This window comes from Lysobacter sp. S4-A87, assembly GCF_022637455.1.
In the GTDB taxonomy this organism is placed as follows: Bacteria; Pseudomonadota; Gammaproteobacteria; order Xanthomonadales; family Xanthomonadaceae; genus Lysobacter_J.
Window position 1 is genome coordinate 702,472 of sequence record NZ_CP093341.1, and the last position, 20,314, is coordinate 722,785.

15 protein-coding genes are annotated in these 20,314 nt (G+C 66.3%); 8 read left to right on the top strand and 7 right to left on the bottom strand.

Annotated elements, in window-relative coordinates; genetic code table 11:
* Window positions 1-162: 162 nt before the first annotated feature.
* Both MNR01_RS03205 and MNR01_RS03210 read right to left on the bottom strand, forming a co-directional pair.
* A complete protein-coding gene (locus tag MNR01_RS03205) occupies window positions 163-5,097 on the bottom strand; it encodes an NAD-glutamate dehydrogenase domain-containing protein (RefSeq protein ID WP_345779038.1) in 4,935 nt (1,644 codons plus the stop codon).
* A 449-nt stretch (window positions 5,098-5,546) separates the two neighbouring features.
* Window positions 5,547-6,746 carry an acyl-CoA dehydrogenase family protein gene (locus MNR01_RS03210; RefSeq protein WP_345779039.1) on the bottom strand — a complete coding sequence of 400 codons (1,200 nt, stop codon included), beginning with the start codon at window positions 6,744-6,746 and terminating at the stop codon, window positions 5,547-5,549.
* 218 nt (window positions 6,747-6,964) lie between these two features.
* Between MNR01_RS03210 and MNR01_RS03215 the strand changes: the two genes are divergently transcribed.
* From MNR01_RS03215 to metH, 3 genes are read left to right on the top strand one after another with little or no spacing between them, the layout of a single operon-like run.
* Window positions 6,965-7,996 carry a metalloregulator ArsR/SmtB family transcription factor gene (locus MNR01_RS03215; RefSeq protein ID WP_241919543.1) on the top strand — a complete coding sequence of 344 codons (1,032 nt, stop codon included), beginning with the start codon at window positions 6,965-6,967 and terminating at the stop codon, window positions 7,994-7,996.
* Between the two features lies 1 nt (window position 7,997).
* Window positions 7,998-9,110: a homocysteine S-methyltransferase family protein gene (locus tag MNR01_RS03220; protein ID WP_241919544.1), complete on the top strand. Its 1,113-nt coding sequence runs from the start codon at window positions 7,998-8,000 to the stop codon at window positions 9,108-9,110.
* Window positions 9,107-11,794, top strand: a complete 2,688-nt coding sequence (metH, locus tag MNR01_RS03225; RefSeq protein ID WP_241919545.1) for a methionine synthase — start codon at window positions 9,107-9,109, stop codon at window positions 11,792-11,794. Before MNR01_RS03220 ends, metH begins: the two co-directional genes overlap by 4 nt.
* A 72-nt stretch (window positions 11,795-11,866) precedes the next feature.
* Here metH and MNR01_RS03230 read toward each other — a convergent pair whose 3' ends face one another.
* From MNR01_RS03230 to MNR01_RS03250, 5 genes are all read right to left on the bottom strand, one after another.
* Complete coding sequence (locus tag MNR01_RS03230; RefSeq protein WP_241919546.1) at window positions 11,867-12,619, bottom strand: DUF2058 family protein; 753 nt, start codon at window positions 12,617-12,619, stop codon at window positions 11,867-11,869.
* A gap of 9 nt (window positions 12,620-12,628) precedes the next feature.
* On the bottom strand, window positions 12,629-12,865 hold the full coding sequence (locus MNR01_RS03235; protein WP_256451865.1) for a SlyX family protein: 237 nt from the start codon (window positions 12,863-12,865) through the stop codon (window positions 12,629-12,631).
* A gap of 9 nt (window positions 12,866-12,874) precedes the next feature.
* On the bottom strand, window positions 12,875-14,215 hold the full coding sequence (locus MNR01_RS03240; RefSeq protein WP_241919547.1) for a UDP-glucose/GDP-mannose dehydrogenase family protein: 1,341 nt from the start codon (window positions 14,213-14,215) through the stop codon (window positions 12,875-12,877).
* Window positions 14,216-14,292: 77 nt separating this feature from the next.
* The gene (locus MNR01_RS03245) at window positions 14,293-15,087 is read right to left on the bottom strand and encodes an FKBP-type peptidyl-prolyl cis-trans isomerase (RefSeq protein WP_241919548.1); all 795 of its coding nucleotides are present in this window, start codon (window positions 15,085-15,087) and stop codon (window positions 14,293-14,295) included.
* Window positions 15,088-15,211: 124 nt separating this feature from the next.
* On the bottom strand, window positions 15,212-16,147 hold the full coding sequence (locus MNR01_RS03250; protein WP_241919549.1) for an FKBP-type peptidyl-prolyl cis-trans isomerase: 936 nt from the start codon (window positions 16,145-16,147) through the stop codon (window positions 15,212-15,214).
* A gap of 510 nt (window positions 16,148-16,657) precedes the next feature.
* Between MNR01_RS03250 and MNR01_RS03255 the strand changes: the two genes are divergently transcribed.
* From MNR01_RS03255 to MNR01_RS03275, 5 genes are all read left to right on the top strand, one after another.
* The gene (locus tag MNR01_RS03255; RefSeq protein WP_241919550.1) at window positions 16,658-17,077 is read left to right on the top strand and encodes a hypothetical protein; all 420 of its coding nucleotides are present in this window, start codon (window positions 16,658-16,660) and stop codon (window positions 17,075-17,077) included.
* 4 nt (window positions 17,078-17,081) lie between these two features.
* Window positions 17,082-17,453, top strand: a complete 372-nt coding sequence (locus MNR01_RS03260) for a GntR family transcriptional regulator (RefSeq protein WP_158730778.1) — start codon at window positions 17,082-17,084, stop codon at window positions 17,451-17,453.
* Complete coding sequence (locus MNR01_RS03265) at window positions 17,450-18,331, top strand: ABC transporter ATP-binding protein (protein ID WP_241919551.1); 882 nt, start codon at window positions 17,450-17,452, stop codon at window positions 18,329-18,331. Before MNR01_RS03260 ends, MNR01_RS03265 begins: the two co-directional genes overlap by 4 nt.
* Window positions 18,332-18,372: 41 nt before the next feature.
* Complete coding sequence (locus tag MNR01_RS03270; protein ID WP_241920515.1) at window positions 18,373-19,386, top strand: ABC-2 transporter permease; 1,014 nt, start codon at window positions 18,373-18,375, stop codon at window positions 19,384-19,386.
* Between the two features lie 93 nt (window positions 19,387-19,479).
* Complete coding sequence (locus MNR01_RS03275) at window positions 19,480-20,265, top strand: DUF4097 family beta strand repeat-containing protein (RefSeq protein ID WP_241919552.1); 786 nt, start codon at window positions 19,480-19,482, stop codon at window positions 20,263-20,265.
* The last annotated feature ends 49 nt before the right edge of the window (window positions 20,266-20,314 follow it).

The following is a 20,314-nucleotide window of genomic DNA, read 5'->3' on the forward strand; positions in this document are numbered from 1 at the left end:
GCATAACCCGGCGCCCCGGGAATCGTTGAGCCGTAGCCCGGGTAAGCGAAGCGCACCCGGCGGTGACGCACGCGATCCCCGGGTGCGCTTCGCTTACCCGGGCTACCTGGCGAAAAAAAAGCCCCGGACATGCCGGGGCTTCTTACTGCCTGCGCGGCGCTGTTACGCGCCGGAGGCCGCTACCTGTGCCAGGCGACGCACGGCCACCGACAGCGTCGGATAGTCGAGCGACTTCTGGTTGAGCAGGTCGGAGAACATCGCCTGGGTGAAGCGCAGCGACGCGTCGTCGCGCTTGAGCCAGGCTTCGACCTTGGCTTCGGCCGGCTTCTTGCCGCCGTCGGCGAGGATCTGCGAGACCAGCGTGCGCGCCTGCGTCGCCAGTTCGTCGCGCAGGGCGCCGCGGGCCAGTGCCTGCCAACGGCCGTCGACCGGCAGTTGCTCGACCTGCTCGTACAGCCACGGCAGATGCAGCGCCGCACCGAGCGAGAAGTAGGCACGGGCCACTTCGACCGGCGACATCTTGCGCGCCAGCGAGATCTCCACGATGTCGCAACCGAACTCCAGCAGCGGCAGTGCGGCCAGCTGTTCTGCCAGCACCGCCGGCAGGCCCTTGCCCTTCCATTCGGCCAGGCGTGCGGCGAAGTTCTCGCGACGGACGTCCGAGAGCACGCCCGGAACCGCCCCGCGTACGGCATTGATTCCGTCGCCGTACCGCGCCATCGCCGTCGCGATCTCCGGCATCTTGCCCGGACGCGACAGCAGCCAGCGCGACATCGAGCGCAGCAGGTGCCAGATCACCTGCAGGGCGTCGACCTGCACGCCCTCGGGCACCTTGCCGTCGAGCGCGTCGATCTGCGCCCACAGGCCACGCGCATCCACCGCTTCGCGGGCGATGGTGTAGGCCTCGGCGACCTCGGCCGGCGTGCGGCCGGTGTCCTCGGTCATGCGCAGGGTGAACGTCGCGCCCATGCGGTTGACCATCGAGTTGGTCACCGCGGTGGCGATGATCTCGCGCTTCAGGCGATGGTTCTCCATCGACTTGGCGTATTTGGCCTGCAGCGGCTGCGGGAAGTAGCGCACCAGCTCCTTGGACAGGTACGGGTCTTCCGGCACATCCGATTCGAGCAGCTGCTGGAACAGCACGATCTTCGAGTACGACAGCAGCACCGCCAGCTCCGGACGGGTCAGGCCCTGGCCACGTGCCTTGCGCTCGGCGATCTCGGCATCGGACGGCAGGAACTCGATCTGGCGGTCGAGCAGGCCCTGCGATTCCAGCGTCTGGATGAAGTGCTGCTTGGAGCCCAGACGGTGCACGCTCATCCGCTCCATCAGGCTCAGCGCCTGGTTCTGGCGGTAGTTGTCGTTGAGCACCAGCAGGCCGACCTCGTCGGTCATCTGCGCCAGCAGCTTGTTGCGGTCCGGCACCGTCAGCTTCTTTTTCTGCACTTCGCCGTTGAGCAGGATCTTGATGTTCACCTCATGGTCGGAGGTGTCCACGCCGGCGGAGTTGTCGATGAAGTCGGTGTTGAGCAGCACGTTGTGCTGCGCCGCTTCGATGCGGCCAAGCTGGGTCATGCCCAGGTTGCCGCCCTCGCCCACGACCTTGCAGCGCAGGTCGCGGCCATTGACGCGAAGCGCGTTGTTGGCGCGGTCACCGACGTCTGCATTGGTCTCGCTGCTGGCCTTGACGTAGGTGCCGATGCCGCCGTTCCACAGCAAGTCGACGGGCGCCTTGAGGATGGCGCTGAGCAGCTCCACCGGGCTCATTGCCGTCACGCCGTTGTCGATGCCCAGCGCGGCCTTGATCTCCGGCGACAGCGGGATCGACTTGGCCGAGCGCGGGAACACGCCGCCGCCCTTGCTGATCAGCGACTTGTCGTAGTCGTCCCAGCTCGAACGCGGCAGCTTGAACATGCGCTGGCGTTCCTTGAACGTCACCGCCGCATCCGGGTTCGGGTCCAGGAAGATGTGGCGATGGTCGAACGCGGCCAGCAGGCGGATGTGCTTGCTCAGCAGCATGCCGTTGCCGAACACGTCGCCGGACATGTCGCCGACGCCGACCACGGTGAAGTCCTGCTTCTGGCTGTCGCGGCCCATCGCACGGAAGTGGCGCTTGACCGATTCCCAGGCGCCGCGTGCGGTGATGCCCATGCCCTTGTGGTCATAGCCGACCGAGCCGCCCGAAGCGAACGCGTCATCGAGCCAGTAGCCATGCGCGCGGGCAATGGCGTTGGCGATGTCGGAGAAGGTCGCCGTGCCCTTGTCGGCGGCCACGACCAGGTACGGGTCGTCGCCGTCATGACGCACCACGTTCGACGGCGGCACAACCTTGCCATCGGCCAGGTTGTCGGTGATGTCGAGCAGGCCGTTGATGAAGCGCTGGTAGCAGGCCACGCCCTCGTTGAACCAGGCGTCGCGGTCGACCGCGGGGTCCGGCAGCTGTTTGGCGAAGAAGCCGCCCTTGGAGCCAACCGGCACGATCACGGTGTTCTTGACCATCTGCGCCTTGACCAGGCCGAGCACTTCGGTGCGGAAGTCCTCGCGACGATCCGACCAGCGCAGGCCGCCGCGGGCCACCGGACCGAAGCGCAGGTGCACGCCTTCCACGCGGGGGCCATACACGAAGATCTCGCGGTACGGGCGCGGCTTGGGCAGGTCCGGCACCTTGCTGGAGTCGAACTTGAAGCTGATGTAGTCGGTCGGGCCGCCGTCGGCGCGCAGGCCGTTCTTGTACTGGATGTAGTAGCTGGTGCGCAGGGTCGCATCGATCACGCCGATGAAGCTGCGCAGGATGCGGTCTTCGTCGAGGCTGGCGACGCGATCCAGCAGGCCCTTGATCGCGGTACGGGTGGCTTCGACCTGCGCATCTCGCTTGCCGGCGCGCGCATCGATAGCCGGCTTGAGCACGGCCAGCGCGGCTTCGTCGCCGTTGGCCAGGGTCTTGAGCTGGGCGGCGAACTGCTCCATGCCGGCCTTGATCTCGGCCTTGCTCTCGTTGCCGGTGATCGGGTCGAACTTGGCTTCGAACAGCTCCACCAGCAGGCGCGCCAGCAGCGGGTAGCGATTGAGCGTGGCTTCGACGTACGGCTGCGAGAACGGCACGCCGACCTGCATCAGGTACTTGGTGTAGCCGCGCAGCATCGCCACCTGGCGCCACGACAGGTTGGCGGTCAGGATCAGGCGGTTGAAGCCGTCGTTCTCGGCATTGCCGCGCCAGATCTGGGCGAACGCTTCCTCGAAGTTGGCATCGAGGCTGGAGATGTCGAGGTTGGCATCGGCGATCTCGACCTCGAAGTCCTGGATGAACATGGTCTTGGAGCCGGTGTTCTTCGAGCCGGTGGCCTTGTCGCCAGCGAGCAGGCGGTACGGGTGCTCGGAGATCACCCGCAGCCCCATGTTCTCCATCATCGGCAGCGCATCCGACAGCGGGATGTCGTCGTGCTCGCGATAGAACTTGAAACGCAGCCCGCCGACGCCGCGGTGGGCGCGGTAGAGGCTCAGGCGCAGGTCGTCCGGGCCGCTCAGCGCGGCCAGGTGATCGACGTCGTCGGCGGCGACGCCGGCGCTGACTTCCTCGATGTAGCCGGTCGGAAGCGCACGACCGAAGCTGTTGGTCAGCGCCAGGCCGCGCTCTTCGCCGTGGCGCTCGATCAGCTTCTCGCGCAGGTCGTCCTGCCAGTTGCGCACGATCTTCGACAGTTCTGCGTCGATGTGCGCCGCCTCAGCCGCGGAAATGTCCTCGCGCGCGGCTTCGCCACTCTTCGGACGCACGATCAGGTGCACCTGCGCCAGCGGCGACTCACCGCCGAGCGTGACCGAGGAGTCGACGTGCTCGCCGTGCAGTTCGCGCTTGAGCATCGCCTCGATGCGCAGGCGCATGTCGGTGTTGAAGCGGTCACGCGGGATGTAGACGAGCACCGAGAAGTAACGGCCGTAACGGTCGCGGCGCAGGAACAGCTTGCTGCGCACGCGCTCCTGCAGGCCGAGGATGCCGGTCGCCGTGCGCAGCAGCTCTTCCTCGTTGGACTGGAACAGCTCATCGCGCGGCAGGCTCTCCAGGATGTGACGCAGCGCCTTGCCGCTATGGCTGTCGGGCGCCAGGCCGGACTTTTCCATCACGTACTGGTGCCGCTGGCGCACCAGCGGGATATCCCACGGGCGGCGGTTGTAGGCGCTGGAGGTGTACAGGCCCAGGAAACGCTCCTCGCGAACCGGCTGCCCCTTGGCGTCGAAGCTGAGGATGCCGATGTAGTCCATGTAGCCGGGGCGATGGACGGTGGCGCGGGCGTTGGTCTTGGTCAGGATCAGCGCATCGACCGAACCGGACTGCGGCATGTAGTGCGCCGCCAGCGAGGTCAGCAGGCGCGGCTTGCCGACGTCCTGTCCACGCAGCAGGCCCATGCCGCTGGCCTTGTCGGCGGCGAGCACCTGCTGCCCGGCCTTGTCGACGACGTCGTATTCGCGGAAGCCCAGGAAAGTGAAGTGGTTGTCGGCGGCCCAGCGCAGGAACTCCTGCGCCTCGTGCTTGCCGGCATCGCTGACCGGCAGCTTGCGCGAGCCCAGGTCCTCGGCGATGGCCTGCATCTTGGCCTTCATCTGCGGCCAGTCGCGCACCGAGGCGCGGACATCGGCCAGCACCGCTTCCAGCGCCTGCTTGATCTTCGGCATCGCCTCCTGCGGCTGGCGGTCGATCTCCAGGTGCATCAGCGATTCGGAAACGCCTTCGCCGACGGCGACCAGCTTGCCGGTCTTGTCACGGCGGAAAGTCACCACCGGGTGCCCCAGCACGTGCACGCCGATGCCCTGCTCGGCCAGCGCCATGGTCACCGAATCGACCAGGAACGGCATGTCGTCATTGGCGATCTGGACGACGGTGTGGGTCGATTCCCAGCCTTCGTTCTTGATCGTCGGGTTGAACAGCTGCACCAGCGCCGAGCCCGGCTTGCGCGCACGCGCGAAGTCGAGGAAGTCGGTGGCCAGCTCGGCCCAGCCGTCGGCATTGTGCTGCGGCAGCTCGTCGCTGCTCATGCGCTTGTAGAAGGCGTTGATGAACGCCTCGGCCTCGGCATGGCGCGCCTTCGGCAGGCGCTTGCGCATGGCGGCGATGATCGGTTCGAGTGAGACGGTGTCGTTCTTCACCGTCGATGAGGCCTTGGACGGCACCTTCGACTTGGTCGACGGGGCCTTGGCGGCGGGTTTGGCAGCAACGTTGCGTTTGATGCTCATGGGAACTGAAGGTCCAATGGAAAGAGGCCCACGCTATTCGCGCGGGCCAGGGGGATACGGTTCAGTACGGGCAGTTCGCGGGCGCGACTTGGCGCGGCGCGAGCAGTGGGCGCATTGCGTCCGGGACGGCGTCGCGTGCGCCGCCTCCGGGTTTGCGGAGGCGGGCCGTTGTCAGGAGGCCGCCACCGCGGTCGACAGGGCAGGCGGTAGGGCGTGACGATCCGAAACGTTTCATGACGTGGCTCGCTACTGCTTTTAGATCGCTACAACTCGCGCTACACAAAAAATGTGTCGCTCGTGGCCGATTGCTACGGCCGGCCTCAGCGCAGGCCGGTCTCGTTGCGGGCGATGACCAGGCGCTGGATCTCGCTGGTGCCCTCGTAGATCTCGGTGATCTTGGCATCGCGGAAATACCGCTCCAGCGGCATCTCCTTGGAATAGCCCATGCCGCCATGGATCTGCACGGCCTGGTGGGTGATCCACATCGCCGCTTCCGAGGCGGTGAGCTTGGCGATCGCCGCTTCGTTGCTGAAGCGGGCGCCGCCCTGCTCGTGCTGGCCCTTCTGCCATGCCGCGCGCAGCGTCAGCAGTGTAGCCGCGTCGAGCTTGCACTTCATGTCGGCGATCTTCGCCTGGGTCATCTGGAAGGTGCCGATCGGGGCGCCGAATGCCTTGCGCTCGCGCACGTACTCCAGGGTCTTCTCGTAGGCAGCGCGGGCGATACCGATGGCCTGGCTGGCAATGCCGATCCGGCCGGCGTCGAGCACGCTCATGGCGATCTTGAAACCGTGGCCTTCGTCACCGAGCACGTCTTCCGGCTGGGCGACATAGTTGTCGAACTCGATCTCGCACGTGGCCGAGGCGCGGATGCCGAGCTTGGGCTCGGTCTTGCCGCGGTGGAAACCGGGCTTGGCGGTATCGATCATGAACGCGGTGATGCCACGCGCACCCTTGTCCGGCTCGGTCATCGCGAACAGGACGATGTACTTGGCGACGGGGCCGGAGGTGATCCAGCTCTTCTTGCCGTTGATCAGGTAGGTGCCGTCGGCCTGCTTGATGGCCTTGCAGCGCATCGCGGTGGCATCGGAGCCCGACTGCGGCTCGGTCAGCGCGAAGGCGCCGATCTCGCGGCCTTCGGCAATCGCGCGCACGTACAGCTGCTTCTGGTCTTCGCTGCCGAACTTGAGGATGCCGTTGCAGAACAGCGAATTGTTGACCGAAACAATCGTCGAGTGGGCGGCGTCGCCGGCGGCGATCTCGATCATCGCCAGCACGTAGCTGATCGGGTCCATTCCGGCGCCGCCGTACTCGGCCGGCACCTCGATGCCCATCAGGCCGTTCTCGCCGAGGGTGCGGATGTTCGCCAGCGGAAACTCGCCGGTCTGGTCGTGGTGCTCAGCGCTGGGAGCAATCTTTTCCTGGGCGATGCGGCGGGCCACATCCTGGATCATCAACTGCTCTTCAGTGAAGCGAAAATCCACGTCGGCTACCTCGGGGTTGCAAGTATTGGGGTGTTTGATTGCTGCAGGCGGAGAATTGTAGCCGTCTCGTGCACGATTGGCAGGCCCCGAGGTTGTTGTGCAGCACCCCGTCGGCCCTTTCGGCCTGCGCTGCAAAGCGCCTGCTGGCCGTCATTCCGGCAAAAGCCGGGATCCAGAGTGCGCGACGATGGCCGCGCTTGACCCCCAAGGCCTTGCGGGGCGAAACTTATCGCTATATCGCGATAGGTTGATACATCATGGATCTTGAAGGCTGGTCGCTGCGTCTGAAAGTGTTCGCCGACGCCACCCGCGTGCGACTGCTGGCGCTGCTCGAGCGTGAAGAATTGACGGTCGCCGAACTTTCGGCGATCACCCGCCTCGCCCAACCCCGCGTTTCGACGCATCTGGCAAAGCTGAAGGAAGCCGGCCTGGTCCGCGATCGCCGCTCCGGCGTCTCGGCGTACTACCGGTTCGATGATGCCGCGCTGGATTCGGCGCAGCGGGCACTGTGGCAAACGCTGCGTGAAGGCAGCGACGACCCGCTGCTGCGCCAGGACGCCGACCGCGTAGGCAATGTCCTCGCGGCGCGCGCGTCCGAGCAGAACTGGGCCGACTCGGTCGCAGGCGACATGGAGCGCCACTACTCCCCGGGGCGCACCTGGGAAGCGCTGGCACGCTCGGCCCTGCCGCTGCTCGAGCCGGGCGACGTGCTCGACATCGCCTCGGGCGATGGCGTCCTGGCGGAACTGCTGGCGCCGCACTCGCACCGCTACGTCTGCCTGGATTCCAGCACCAAGGTGGTCCTGGCCGCCTCCGAACGCCTGCGCAAGCTCAGGAACGTCGAAGTGCGCGAAGGCGACATGCATGCACTGCCCTTCGCCGACGATCATTTCGACCTGGTCGTGCTGATGCATGCGCTGACCTATGCCGATCATCCGGCGCAGGCTGTGGCAGAAGCCGCGCGCGTGCTGCGCCCCGGCGGTCGCCTGCTGCTGACCAGCCTGGCCCGGCACGAGCACCGCGGCGCGGTCGAGGCCTACGGCCACGTCAATCTCGGCTTCAGCGAGAAGGACCTGTCGAAGTTCGTCGGCAAGGCCGGGTTCGAGATCAGCAGTTGCGAAACAGTCACCCGCGAGCGACGCCCCCCGCATTTCGAAGTCATCGCCCTGATCGCGCGCAAGCCGGGCGCGGCCGCCACGACCGAATCGCAATCTGCTGAATCGAAGGTTGCCGAATCGAAATCTGCCGAATCGAAGCCGGCACCACGCAAAGCAAGCAGGAAAGCCTGACATGAGCATCCTCCCCTGGCTCAACCCCGAACGCGCCCAGTCGCTGCAGCAGCTGCTGCGCGAGCGCATTGCGATCATCGACGGCGCCATGGGCACGATGATCCAGCGCCATGAACTCGACGAAGCCGCCTACCGCGGCGAACGCTTCGCCCATGGCTATGACCGTGCCTATGCCAGCGCCGAGCACGTGCACGGCGATGGTTGCGGCTGCGCACGCGACCAGCGTGGCAACAACGATCTGCTCACCCTGACCCAGCCGGACATCATCGGCAGCATCCACTCGCAGTACCTGGATGCAGGCGCCGACCTGATCGAAACCAATACGTTCAACTCCACCACGGTGTCGCTGGCCGACTACGGTCTGGAGCATCTGGCACGCGAGCTCAACGAGTCCGGGGCGCGCCTGGCCCGCGCCGCCTGCGACGCCGCCGAGGCAAGGACGCCAGGCCGTCCGCGCTTCGTCATCGGCGTGCTCGGACCGACCAGCCGCACCGCCTCGCTCAGCCCCGACGTGAACCGCCCGGGCTTTCGCGCGATCACCTTCGACGAACTGCGCGTGGCCTACCGCGAAGCCGCCGACGGCCTGATCGACGGTGGCGCCGACGTGCTGATGGTCGAGACCGTGTTCGACACGCTCAATGCCAAGGCCGCGCTGTTCGCGATCGAGGAAGCATTCGACGCGCGCGGCGCACGCCTTCCGGTGATGATCTCCGGCACGATCACCGATGCCTCCGGGCGCACCCTGTCGGGCCAGACCGCCGAAGCATTCTGGTACTCGCTGCGGCATTCGCAGCCGCTGGCGATCGGGCTCAACTGCGCGCTCGGCGCCAAGGACCTGCGCGCGCACGTCGATGTCCTGGCACAGGTTGCCGATTCCAATATCAGTACCCACCCCAATGCCGGCCTGCCCAATGCGTTCGGCGGCTACGACGAAACACCGGAAGACATGGCCGCCGTACTGGGCGAGTTCGCCCAGGCCGGCCTGCTGAACCTGGTCGGAGGTTGCTGCGGCACGACGCCGGCGCACATTGCAGCGATCGCGGAGGCCGTGGCGGCCTATCCGCCCCGCATCCTGCCCTCGCTCGAAAACGCCGAAGCGGAGCAGGCGGCATGAGCTCATTGCCCCGTCAGACCCGCCTCAGTGGCCTGGAACCGCTGCAGATCACCCCGGAAAGCAACTTCATCAATGTCGGTGAGCGCACCAACGTCACCGGCTCGGCGCAGTTCAAGAAACTGATCCTCGAAGGCCGCCTCGACGAGGCAGTCGTCGTCGCGCGCCAGCAGGTCGAGAACGGCGCCCAGGTCATCGACGTCAACATGGACGAAGGCATGCTCGACTCCGAGCGGGCCATGGTCGACTTCCTCAACCTGATGGCCGCCGAGCCCGACATCGCGCGCGTACCGGTGATGGTCGACAGTTCCAGGTTCAGCGTCATCGAGGCCGGCCTAAAGTGCCTGCAGGGAAAGGGCATCGTCAACTCGATCTCGATGAAGGAAGGCGAGGCGGAGTTCCTGCGCCAGGCGCGCCTGGTGCGCCGCTACGGCGCGGCCGTGGTGGTGATGGCCTTCGACGAGACCGGCCAGGCCGACACCGTCGAGCGCAAGGTGGATATCTGCTCGCGCGCCTACCGGCTGCTGACGCAGGAAATCGGATTCCCGCCGGAAGACATCATCTTCGATCCCAACGTGTTCGCGATCGCCACCGGCATCGACGAGCACAACGACTATGCGGTCGCCTTCATCGAGGCCACCCGCGAGCTCAAGCGTCGCTTTCCGTTCAGCCACATTTCCGGGGGCGTTTCCAACGTCAGCTTCTCGTTCCGTGGCAACGAGCCGGTGCGCCAGGCAATCCACGTGGTGTTCCTGTACCACGCGATCCGCGCCGGCATGGACATGGGCATCGTCAACGCCGGCGCCCTGCCGCTGTATGACGACCTCGAAGCCGATCTGCGCGAGCGGGTCGAGGACGTGGTGCTCAACCGCCGCAGCGACGGCACCGAGCGCCTGCTGGAGATCGCCGACCGCTACAAGGGCAAGAAGGGCGAGAAGCGGGTCGAGGACCTGGCCTGGCGCGAGAAGCCGGTCCGCGAGCGACTGAGCCACTCGCTGGTGCACGGCATCGACCAGTACATCGAGACCGACACCGAGGAAGCGCGGGCATTGTCCACGCGCCCGCTCGATGTGATCGAAGGTGCACTGATGGACGGCATGAATGTCGTCGGCGACCTGTTCGGCGCCGGCAAGATGTTCCTGCCGCAGGTGGTGAAGTCCGCCCGCGTGATGAAGAAGGCGGTGGCCTACCTGTTGCCCTACATCGAAGCCGAGAAGCTGCGCACCGGTGACGTCGGCAAGTCCAACGGCAAGATCGTCATGGCCACGGTCAAGGGCGACGTCCACGACATCGGCAAGAACATCGTCGGCGTGGTCCTGGCCTGCAACAATTTCGAGGTGGTCGACCTGGGCGTGATGGTGCCGGCGCAGACCATCCTCGACCGCGCGCGCGCCGAGAACGCCGACCTGATTGGCCTGTCCGGCCTGATCACGCCGTCGCTGGAGGAGATGAGCCACGTCGCCCGCGAGATGCAGCGCCAGGGCTTCCACATGCCGCTGCTGATCGGTGGCGCGACCACTTCGCGCGCGCACACTGCGCTCAAGATCGATCCCCATTACAAGTCGCCGACTGTGTGGGTGAAGGACGCATCGCGCGCCGTCGGCGTCGCGCAATCGCTGATCAGCCCGGACCTGCGCATCGGCTTCGTCGCCGCCAACGATGCCGACTACGCAGAGATCCGCGAGCGCCACAAGCATCGTGGCGACGGCAAGCGTCTGGTGCCGCTGGCGAAGGCGCGCGGGCAGCGCTTCGATGGCCGCTGGCAGGACTACGTGCCGCCGGCGCCGAAGCAGCCCGGACTGCACGTATTCGACGACTATCCGCTGGCGGAGCTGGTCGACTACATCGACTGGACGCCGTTCTTCAACACGTGGGAACTGGCCGGGAAGTATCCGGCCATCCTCGACGACGAGATCGTCGGCGCACAGGCACGCGAGTTGTTTGGCGACGCCAAGGCCATGCTCAAGCGCATCGTCGACGAGAAGTGGTTGAAGGCGAAGGCCGTGTTCGCCCTGTGGCCGGCCAATAGCCTCGGCGACGACGTCGTCGTCGACACCGGGGCAACGCCGACCACCCTGCACTTCCTGCGCCAGCAGGTCGACAAGCCGGTCGAGCGCCCGGATTTCTGCCTGGCCGATTTCATCGCACCGAAGGACTCGGGCCGGCAGGACTGGATCGGCGGATTCGCCGTCACCGCCGGACTGGGCATCGAGGAACACGTGGCCCGCTTCGAGGCCGACCACGACGACTACAACGCGATCCTGCTCAAGGCCCTCGCCGACCGCTTCGCCGAGTCACTGGCCGAGCGCCTGCACGAACGTGTTCGCAAGGAGTTCTGGGGCTTTGCCGCCGACGAAGCGCTCGACAACGACGCGCTGATCCACGAAGGCTATCGCGGCATCCGCCCTGCCCCTGGCTACCCGGCCTGTCCGGAGCACAGCGAGAAAGCCACGCTTTTCGCGATGCTCGATGCGCCACGCAATGCCGGGCTGCAGTTGACCGAGAGCTTCGCCATGTACCCGGCAGCTGCGGTGTCGGGCTACTACTTCAGCCACCCCGACAGCCAGTACTTCGTGGTCGGTCGCGTATCGAAGGAACAGGTCGAGGATTACGCCCGGCGCAAGGGCGTCAGTCTTGCGCAGGCCGAACGCTGGCTGGCATCGAACCTGGATTACGACCCGGAGTAGACGACAGGCTCGTCATCCCGGCGTACGCCGGAATCAGGCCCAAAAGCGTCCCGGCGTACGCCGGGACGACGGTTACCAGACCAGGTCGTCGGGCACCTGGTACTGCGGGTCTGCGTACGGATCCTCGCCCGCCGGTGCATCCGGATCGACCTTCAACGCGATCGCCGCGGCGAAGATCTGCTCGGCCTGCGCCAGCATTTCGGCGCTGACCAGCACGTAGCGACCGTCCATCTGCAGCACGCCCAGTTCGCCCGCGTTGAGCGCCTTCAGCTGGGTCTCGTTGACGTAGATGCGCTTGATCTTGCCGCCGTACGGGAAGTGGCGTGCGATCTCGGCGGCCGGGTCGTTGAGCGCCTTGTCCTTGACCAGCTCGGCAAGCTTCGCGCGCGCCTCGCGACGCTGCCGCGCTTCTTCCTGCTTGGCCGCTTCGGCGGCGATGCGCTCGTCCTTCTCGCGCTGGGCACGGATCGCATAGGCCTTGGCCAGGTCGATGTCCTCGCGCGACTGCGGCTTGCCGCCCGGGCGTGGGCCGCCCGGTTTGCGGGGGTCACCCTGGCGAGGATCACCCCTGCGAGGATCACCCCTGCGAGGATCGCCCTTGCGAGGATCGCCCTTGTGCGCACCTGCCGCATGACCACCTGGCTTGCCACCATGCGGCCCGGCACCGGGCGCAGGGCCGCGCGCGCCATGCTTGCCAGCGGGCCTGGCACCGGGCCTGCCATCCTGCCTGGGCTGCGCCGGGCGCTCAGGCTTGGGCTTGGGCTCGGGCTTGGGCGCAGGCTTGAACCCGAGCCCCATCAATTCATCGCGAAGACTATTGCTCATTGCGTCGTATCAGTAGTGCGGCGGGGGCGGTTCTTGCGATGCGTCGCCGGTGATCGGGTTGGTCGACATTGCCATGCGCATCTGCTTGAGTTCCTCAAGCACGCGATGCAGCAACAACGCATTGCGACCTTCTTCCTCGCGCGCGCCTGCCAGCGCGTCGCTCAGTTCGGTCAGGGCCTGCTCCTGGAATGCAACGCGCATCTCCAGGTCGATCAGGCGCTGTTCGAGTTCGCTCTGGCTGCTCACGACGGCACGTCAGTCAATGAGGATCGAGCGACCACGCCCGATGCCGTAGTACGCCAGCCCCGCCGCTTCGACTTCGTCGGGGTGATAGAGATTGCGGCCGTCGAAGATCACGCGGTCGGCCAGCGACTGGCCCAGGCGCTGGAAATCCGGGCTGCGGAACTGCTTCCACTCGGTCACCACCACCAGTGCGTCGGCGTCGGCCAGCGTCGCCCGCGCCGAATCGCACAGCACCAGGTCATCGCGCTCGCCGAAGATCCGCTGCGCTTCTTCACTGGCCTCCGGATCGTACGCGCGCACCTTCGCACCGGCGTCCCAGAGCAGCTGCAACAGGCGCCGGCTCGAGGCCTCGCGCATGTCGTCGGTGTTGGGCTTGAACGCCAGGCCCCACACCGCGAACGTCTTGCCGGCGATCGCGCCGTCGTAATGGCGGCCGATCAGCTCGAACAGGTGCTCCTTCTGGCGGTCGTTGACCGACTCGACCGCGCCCAGCAACTGCGCGTCATAGCCGTGCTGCTGGGCCGTCTTCGCCAGCGCCTGCACGTCCTTGGGGAAGCACGAGCCACCGTAGCCGGCGCCCGGATAGATGAAATGCCAGCCAATGCGCGGATCCGAGCCGATGCCCTGGCGCACCATCTCCACGTCGGCACCGACCTTCTCGGCGATGTTGGCGATCTCGTTCATGAAGCTGATCTTGGTCGCCAGCATCGCATTGGCGGCGTACTTGGTCAGCTCCGCCGAACGCACGTCCATCACCACGATGCGCTCGTGGTTGCGATTGAACGGTGCGTACAGGCGCTTGAGCTTGTCCACCGCCGCCGCGCTGCTGGCGCCGATCACGATCCGGTCCGGGCGCATGCAGTCGTTGACTGCATCGCCTTCCTTGAGGAATTCCGGATTGGACGCGACTTCGAATCCGAACTCCGCGCCACGCGCGGCCAGCTCGCCCGCGATCGTCGCCCGCACCTTGTCGGCGGTGCCGACCGGCACGGTCGATTTGTTGACCACCACGACCTGCCGCTCAAGATGGCGACCGATCGTGCGCGCCACTGCCAGCACGTACTTGAGGTCGGCGCTGCCGTCCTCGTCCGGCGGCGTGCCCACGGCAATGAACACCACGTCACCATGGCCGACCGCCGCTTCGGCATCGGTGGTGAAACGCAGGCGTCCGGCGGCGTGGTTGGCCTTGACCATCGGCTCCAGTCCCGGCTCGTAGATCGGGATCACGCCGTTGTTGAGGCCGTCGACCTTGGCCTGGTCGATGTCGACGCAGATCACGTCGTGGCCGACGTCGGCCAGGCAGGTGCCGGTGACGAGGCCGACGTATCCGGTGCCGAAGATGGTGACGCGCATAGGTACTCCAACGAGGAACGAGTCTGCAGGTGCGGGAAGCGGTTCGCGCTTCCCGCGCCTGTGTGATTACCCGTTACTCACTTCTTCGCATTGTCGCCGGGCTTGACGATGTCGAGCAGTTCGACCTCGAACACCAGGGTCTGGTTCGGGCCGATCGGGCCTGCGCCCTGCTCGCCATAGGCCAGCTTGCTCGGGATCCAGAAGCGGTACTTGCTGCCGACCGGCATCAGCGAAATGCCTTCCTGCCAGCCCGGCACCAGCTGGCCGAGCACGAACGTCGCCGGCTCGCCGCGATCGTACGAGCTGTCGAAGGTCTTGCCGTCGAGCAGCGCGCCCTTGTAGTGCGCGCTGACGGCGTCGGTGGCGCTGGGCTTGGCGCCCTTGCCTTCGGTCAGCACCTGGTACTGCAGGCCCGAGGCGGTGGTGACGACGCCCGGCTTCTTGCCGTTCTCGGCGAGGAACTTCTCACCGTCCTCAAGATTCTTCTTGGCATCGGCCATCATCTTGGCGATGCGCTGCGCCTGAACCTTCTGCGCGAACGCCTCGCGGATCTCGGCAGACTGCTTGTCGTCGAGCAGCAGCTTCTCGCCGGCGAGCGAGCTCTTGAGCGCCTTGTGCAGGGTGTCCAGGTCGATCTCATCCTTGACCGGCTCCAGCGAGCGCGCCATGTCCATGCCGATCATGTAGCTGACCTGCTCCTTCTCGGTCGCCAGGCCCGGGATCGTCTTTGCGCCGTCCTTGCCGGCTTCGGCAGCGGTATCGGCCTTGCCGGCGTCGGCGGCCTTGTCTGCAGGCTTGTTGCAGGCGGTGGTCACCACCGCAAGCGAGGCGACGGCCAGGGCGAGTGCGGTGTGGCGCGGGGAAAACTTCATCGGATGGAGGCTCCAGGAATAAGGGGTCGGCATCGGGGGCGGCAGCGTGGCACGTGCCTCACGCTGCTGCTTTGGCCTGACAAACTGCCAGCTTCGAACTGAACGGTAGACGTACCGTCCGGCCTCAGAGGATGGACATCAATTCAACGTCGAACACCAGCGTCGCGTTCGGGCCGATCGGGCCGCCCGGCGTGCCCTTCGGGCCATATGCCAGGTCGCCCGGGATCCAGAAGCGGAACTTGCTGCCGACCGGCATCATGCCCACGCCTTCGGTCCAGCCGGCGATGACCTGGTTCAGGGCGAACTCGGCCGGCTGGCCGCGATCGTAGGAGCTGTCGAACACGGTGCCGTCGAGCAGCGTGCCGTGGTAGTTGACGCGGACCTGGTCGGTCGACTTCGGACGCGCACCCGAACCCTGGCGCAGGATCATGTACTGCAGGCCCGAGCCGGTCGTGAACACGCCCTTGACCGCCTTGTTCTTGGCCAGGAACGCGGCACCGTCGGCCTTGTTCTTGTCGCCCAGTGCCGAAGCCTGTGCCTGCATCTTGGCCTGCACCTTCTGCTGGAAGCTCTGGCGCACCGCGCCCTGCTCGGCCTCGCTCAAGAGCGGCGTGCCCTTGTTGAAGCTGGTGCGGATCGCCTGCACCACCACCGGCAACTCGAGTTCATCCTTGATCGGCGCCAGCGAACGGCCGACGTCGGCGCCGACCAGATAGGCGACCTTGTCCTTGGCCACGTCAGGCACCTTGGCGCCGGCCGGAGCCTGGCCAGAGCGCGAAGCGATGCGCTGCATCAGCGCCGGACCGACGACCTGCGCCTCGTCCTCGGTGATCAGCGGCTTGCCGCCGTCGAAGGCGTTCTTGATGGCACGCTCGAAGGCAGCCAGGTCGATGTCCGGCGCCACCGGGGCGATGGACTGGGCGATATCGCTGCCAACCATGTAGCTGGCCTTGTCGCGGTCGGTAGTAAGCACGGTCTTGTCCTGGGCAGAGGCTGCCGCGCCGAACAGCGTGGCCGCAGTGGTGATCAACACGGCGGCGCCGCGCACAAAAGCCTTCATCGGGTACCTGCTCCGTATGGGAAAAATCATCGGCCGGGCTGGCCGGGTTGCGTATCGGCGACACCGGCTACCGGCACCGCCACGCAAGCGGTGCATTGTCGCGGCACAGCATCGCATGGGCAATGACCGCGCGCGCAGTATCGTCGGACCGTCCTGCGGCGCGTTTGTTCCGGCAATTGTTTCGCGCCGGGGCCACGGACCCTGAGTGCCTGCTCAATGGCCGCGACCACCGCCGGGTCGTCCGGCGGGGTCTCGCTGCCATAGCTGGCGATCAGTCAGCGTGCAGAAACTCCTGGATCTGCTTTTCGTCCTCGAATTCCTGTGCCTTGAAGTCGCCGGAGGAAAGCCGAGCACGGCGAATCCCCTGACCGGGCTCCTCGCCTCATGGTGCCGGTCAAAGGTGCCGTTCATCGGCCTATGCCATCAGTTGGGTGGGCTGGGCTTGACCGGAAGTATTTAGGTGTTATAGTTGCCTACAACACCGGTTGACCAAAGAGCAGGACGCCCACCATGAACCGCAGGCTCCACAACTCCTTCCTCGCCCTGCTCGCCTCGGCTTCGACCCTGGCGCTGTGCCTGTCGATGGCGCTCCCCGCGCCGCAGCAACCGCAGTCTCGCCCGATCGCCCTGAACGTGGGTCCGGTCGAATTCACCTTCACGCCTTCCGATCCGACCGCCAGCCATGGCGAGCAGGTCGAAGCCCTCGCCCGCAGCATCGAGCGCCGCGCCGACCAGGTCGACAGCCTGGCCGACGCCGCCGCCCTGACCGCTGAGATCGCAACCGCCGCGGCCCTGGCCGAAGCGGTGAAAAGTTCCAGGTCTTTCGAGAGCGCCACCATCGATACCGAAAAGAAGCAGGCAAGGACTGCCGCCCGGCACCGCCGGCAAACCCTAGTCATGCCTTATTTCTCATTCGCACCGCGGGGCTGAACCCATGACCGCAATTCAATGGAGCGACGGCGCTCCGATCTATCGCCAGCTGAAGGAGCGCGTCATTGCGATGATGCTCGACGGGGTGCTCAAGCCCGGGGACGCTCTTCCCTCCGTGCGCCAGGTCGCTGCCGAATATCAGCTCAATCCAATCACTGTCTCGCGCGCCTATCAGGAACTGGCGGACGAGGCTCTCGTCGAAAAACGCAGGGGTCTGGGCATGTACGTGACCGAAGAGGCCGCAAAGAAACTGCTGTTCAATGAACGCGAACGCTTCCTGCGCGAGGAATGGCCGCTGGTGCTCGAGCGCATCATGCGCCTGGGCCTGACGGCACAGGAACTGCTGGCCAGCGACGTCAAGGCAGGCACGCAATGAACGCCCCCGTCACCACTTCCGCCTCCGTGGTCAGTGCCCACGGCCTGCGCAAGGCCTACAAGAACAAGCTGGCGCTGGACGACACCGCGTTCGAGATCCCGGCCGGCCGCATCGTCGGTCTGATCGGCCCCAACGGCGCCGGCAAGACCACCGCGCTCAAGGCCATCCTGGGCCTGATCCCGTTCGACGGCACCCTCAGCGTGCTCGGCCGCGACCCGCGCACCGAGCGTGACGAGCTCATGCGCGACGTGTGCTTCATCGCCGACGTGGCGGTGCTGCCGCGCTGGATCCGGGTCAAGGAGGCGATCGAGTTCGTCGCCGGCGTGCACCCGCGCTTCGATCGCGCCCGTTGCGAACGCTTCCTCGCCCACACCAAGCTGACCCCGAACATGCGGGTGCGCGAACTGTCCAAGGGCATGATCGTGCAGCTGCACCTGGCGCTGGTGATGGCGATCGACGCCAAGCTGCTGGTGCTGGACGAGCCGACCCTGGGCCTGGACATCCTCTATCGCAAGCAGTTCTACCAGCGCCTGCTGGAGGACTACTTCGACGAGGAGAAGACCATCCTGGTCACCACCCACCAGGTCGAGGAGATCGAACACATCCTTACCGACGTGATGTTCATCCGCGACGGCAAGATCGTGCTCGACAACGACATGGAATCGCTCGGCGAGCGCTTCATCGAAGTGCTGGTCAACGGCGAGAAAACCGACCAGGCGCGTGCGCTCAAGCCGATCGACGAACGCGCCCTGCCCTTCGGCAAGACCGTGATGCTGTTCGATTCCGTGCCGCACGAACACCTGGCCGGCCTGGGTGAAACCCGCACGCCGGGCCTGGCCGACCTGTTCGTCGCCACCATGAAGGGGACCTACGCATGAATGCAATCCAGGAATCCCAGGGTGGAGGCCGCGCCGCCGTGATGGCCGCGCCGCACCCGACCCACACCTACAAGATGCTGCTCAAGCGCGAGTTCTGGGAGCACAAGGGCGGTTTCTTCTGGGCCCCGCTGGTGGCCGGCGGCATCCTGCTGCTGCTCACCCTGATGGGCGTCGGTGCCGGCGAAGTACTGCTGCGCAAGGTGCCCGACCACGCCACGATCAACGTCGAAGGCGGCAGCTTCCAGGTCAACGGCCTCGACCTGGCCCGCCTGACCGAGAAGATCAGCCCGGACGAGCTGCGCGAGTTCGGCGGCGCGATCGATGCCAGCCTGTACATGGCTGCAACCTGGCCCTTCGTCGTGCTCGCCTTCGTGGTGTTCTTCTACTGCCTTGGCAGCCTGTACGACGACCGCAAGGACCGCAGCGTGCTGTTCTGGAAGTCGTTGCCGATCTCCGACCGCGACACGGTGCTGTCGAAGGTGCTCAGCGCCACGGTGATGGCGCCGGTGATCGCCGCGACCGCGGCCATCCTCACCGTCTTCGGCTCGATGCTGATCTACAGCCTGGTCGTGCTCCTGCACGGCGGCAATCCGTACACCCTGCTGTGGGTGCCGGCGAGCCCGCTGAAGGTCTGCGCACACCTGCTCGCCTCGATCCCGGTCTATGCACTGTGGGCGCTGCCGACCGTCGGCTGGCTGATGCTGTGCTCGTCCTGGGCCAAGAGCAAGCCGTTCCTGTGGGCGCTGATCATCCCGATCTTCGCCGGCATCTTCGTCGGCTGGTTCGACCTGATGCACGCCTTCGACCTGGATACGGCCTGGTTCTGGAAGAACATCGTCGCCCGCAGCCTGACCAGCGTCGTGCCGGGCGCCTGGTTCGACGCGGCCAACATCGGCGAGGTCAGTGTCGATGGACCGCAGGCGATCCACTCGGTGATCAACCTGCGCACGATGTACTCGGTCCTGCTCACGCCGCAGCTGTGGATTGGCGCGGTGGCCGGTGCGGCCATGCTGTACGGCGCGATCCGCATGCGCCGCTGGCGCGACGACGGCTGATCGCCGCTCGTCGGGGCTTGCCGGGACGGTGGCACGCAACCTTCGGCCACTGTCCCGCATCCCAGCTGCACTGACCCACGGAGCCTACCGAACATGATCCACAAGTCCGCAGTTGCCCTTGCCGTAGCTCTCAGCGCTGGCCTGGTGCCGGTCGCCCACGCCGCCGCGCCCTATTGCGAGCACACCGAAGCGCGCAACCTGCAGCTCGACCTGGCCGGGGTGAAGGCCGTGGTGTTCGATATCGGTCCGCACGACCTCATCGTCACCGCCTCGCCCGGCGCCCGGTCCGCCATCGAAGGCAAAGCCTGCGCTTCCGACGCCGGCCGCCTGAAGGACCTCCGGCTGACCCAGCAGCGGGTCGGCGACAAGCTGGTGGTGACAGCCGAACGCAGTGATGGCATCACCTTCAACTTTGGCGGCAACCACTACGCCTACCTCGATATCAAGGCCTCGATCCCGGACAACGTGCCGGTGCAGCTCAAGGTCGGCTCCGGCGATGCCCGCGTCACCGGTGCCTCGACACTGAGCATCGACCTGGGCTCGGGCGATGTCGACGCGCGCGATATCCGCGGACTGGTCACCGCCGACCTCAACTCCGGCGATATCGAGCTCGACACCATCGGTTCGCTGCAGCTGCTCAGTGTCGGCTCCGGCGACTTCAGCGCCCGTCGCATCGGTCGCGGCGCCACGGTCGGCAGCATCGGCTCGGGCGACGTCGAACTGGTTGATGTCGGTGGGGACGTCAATGTCGACCGGATCGGTTCGGGCGACCTCGACGTCCGCGACGTGCGCGGCAACCTGAGCGTGCACCATGTCGGCAGCGGTTCGGTCGACCACAGCGGCGTGTCTGGTCGCGCCGACGTTCCGCAAGACAACTGATTCCAAGACAAGCCGGGGGCGCATCCGCGCCCACGCGCACCCGCCAGGA

What these genes read in the sequence shown, in the direction of transcription:
- MNR01_RS03205 (WP_345779038.1), bottom strand. Translation starts at nt 5,097, where the DNA reads ATGCGCAAGCGCCTGCCGAAGGCGCGCCATGCCGAGGCCGAGGCGTTC.
- MNR01_RS03260 (WP_158730778.1), top strand. Translation starts at nt 17,082, where the DNA reads ATGACCGCAATTCAATGGAGCGACGGCGCTCCGATCTATCGCCAGCTG.
- MNR01_RS03245 (WP_241919548.1), bottom strand. Translation starts at nt 15,087, where the DNA reads ATGAAGTTTTCCCCGCGCCACACCGCACTCGCCCTGGCCGTCGCCTCG.
- MNR01_RS03265 (WP_241919551.1), top strand. Translation starts at nt 17,450, where the DNA reads ATGAACGCCCCCGTCACCACTTCCGCCTCCGTGGTCAGTGCCCACGGC.
- MNR01_RS03220 (WP_241919544.1), top strand. Translation starts at nt 7,998, where the DNA reads ATGAGCATCCTCCCCTGGCTCAACCCCGAACGCGCCCAGTCGCTGCAG.
- MNR01_RS03255 (WP_241919550.1), top strand. Translation starts at nt 16,658, where the DNA reads ATGAACCGCAGGCTCCACAACTCCTTCCTCGCCCTGCTCGCCTCGGCT.
- MNR01_RS03240 (WP_241919547.1), bottom strand. Translation starts at nt 14,215, where the DNA reads ATGCGCGTCACCATCTTCGGCACCGGATACGTCGGCCTCGTCACCGGC.
- metH (WP_241919545.1), top strand. Translation starts at nt 9,107, where the DNA reads ATGAGCTCATTGCCCCGTCAGACCCGCCTCAGTGGCCTGGAACCGCTG.
- MNR01_RS03275 (WP_241919552.1), top strand. Translation starts at nt 19,480, where the DNA reads ATGATCCACAAGTCCGCAGTTGCCCTTGCCGTAGCTCTCAGCGCTGGC.
- MNR01_RS03250 (WP_241919549.1), bottom strand. Translation starts at nt 16,147, where the DNA reads ATGAAGGCTTTTGTGCGCGGCGCCGCCGTGTTGATCACCACTGCGGCC.
- MNR01_RS03270 (WP_241920515.1), top strand. Translation starts at nt 18,373, where the DNA reads ATGGCCGCGCCGCACCCGACCCACACCTACAAGATGCTGCTCAAGCGC.
- MNR01_RS03230 (WP_241919546.1), bottom strand. Translation starts at nt 12,619, where the DNA reads ATGAGCAATAGTCTTCGCGATGAATTGATGGGGCTCGGGTTCAAGCCT.
- MNR01_RS03215 (WP_241919543.1), top strand. Translation starts at nt 6,965, where the DNA reads ATGGATCTTGAAGGCTGGTCGCTGCGTCTGAAAGTGTTCGCCGACGCC.